Origin of the sequence: Nonomuraea cypriaca (assembly GCF_015645445.1) — a bacterium.
Taxonomy (GTDB): domain Bacteria; phylum Actinomycetota; class Actinomycetes; order Streptosporangiales; family Streptosporangiaceae; genus Nonomuraea; species Nonomuraea cypriaca.
Map to the genome: position 1 here is coordinate 1 of NZ_JADOGI010000521.1, position 1,258 is coordinate 1,258.

Annotated in this window: 2 protein-coding genes; both read left to right on the forward strand. The window is 69.3% G+C overall.

Going from position 1 to position 1,258, the window contains the following annotated elements; genetic code table 11:
- Positions 1-24: 24 nt before the first annotated feature.
- The gene (locus ITP53_RS55355; RefSeq protein ID WP_195903490.1) at positions 25-486 is read left to right on the forward strand and encodes a GNAT family N-acetyltransferase; all 462 of its coding nucleotides are present in this window, start codon (positions 25-27) and stop codon (positions 484-486) included.
- Positions 487-533: 47 nt separating this feature from the next.
- The gene (gene coaE / locus ITP53_RS55360; protein ID WP_195903491.1) at positions 534-1,136 is read left to right on the forward strand and encodes a dephospho-CoA kinase; all 603 of its coding nucleotides are present in this window, start codon (positions 534-536) and stop codon (positions 1,134-1,136) included.
- Positions 1,137-1,258: the final 122 nt, after the last annotated feature.

Consider the following 1,258-nt stretch of genomic DNA (forward strand, 5'->3'; position numbering starts at 1 on the left):
GGGTGTCCCGATAGGGTGCTGGGCGTGACGATCGTACGGGCGGTGGCGGCGGACGCGGGCGAGATCCTCACCCTGCAGCGAGCGGCGTACGTGAGCGAGGCCCAGCTCTACGGCGACCCGTACATCGCGCCGCTGGTCGAGTCGCTTGAGCAGGTGCGCAAGGTCATCGAGTCCGCCGTCGTGCTGAAGGCGGTCGACGGGAGCCGCATCGTCGGAGCGGTGCGCGGCCAGGTGTCCGGAGCCACCTGCCGGGTCGGCCGCCTCGTCGTCGCACCCGACCTGCAGGGGCACGGGCTCGGCACGGCCCTGCTGAGCGCGCTGCACGAGGAGGTGCCTGAGGCGTCGGCGTTCGACCTGTTCACGGGACACCTGTCGGAGGCCAACCTGCGGCTCTACCGCCGCCTGGGCTACCGGGAGACGCGTCGCGAGCGGATGGACGATCACCTGACGCTGATCCACCTGCGCAGGGCGGACCGAACTCCGTAGTGATCACGGCCGACGTTCAGGCGAGATGTCCGGGATAGGCTTTTCTGGTGCTGAAGATTGGGCTCACGGGCGGCATCGGCTCGGGCAAGAGCGAGGTGTCCAGGAGACTGTCGGCCAGGGGCGCCGTCGTGATCGACGCTGACAAGATCGCGCGCGAGGTCGTCGAGCCTGGGACGGCCGGGCTGGCGCGGGTGGTGGCCACGTTCGGGGACGAGGTGCTGCGTCCCGACGGCTCGCTCGACAGGGAGCGGCTCGGCGGCATCGTGTTCGCCGACTCCGAGAAGCTCGCGGCGCTGAACTCCATCGTTCATCCGCTGGTGGGCGAGCGGGTGGCCGAGCTGCAGGGGCAGTCGGCCGACGACGCGATCGTGGTCTACGACGTCCCGCTGCTGGCGGAGAACAAACTGGCGCCGATGTACGACGTGGTGATCGTGGTGGACGCCGCCGACGAGGTGCGCATCAGGCGGCTGGCCGAGCACCGGGGCATGCCGGAGACCGACGCCAAGGCCCGCATCGCGGCGCAGGCGAGCCGGGAGGACCGGCTGGCTGTGGCGGACATCGTGATCCCGAACGAGGGCTCGCTGGAGGAGCTCGACGCCCGGGTGAACGAGGTGTGGGACGCGCTCGTCAGCCGCGCGGCCCGCGGCTAGCCCCGTCCTTCGCACATGACGAGTGATCAAATTTTCCTGGGACGTCGTGGGATCTCTTTGTGATCACCTGTTGATCGGGTGATATCGGGATCCTTGGCCGAACAGGGTGCGGTCACACTCTG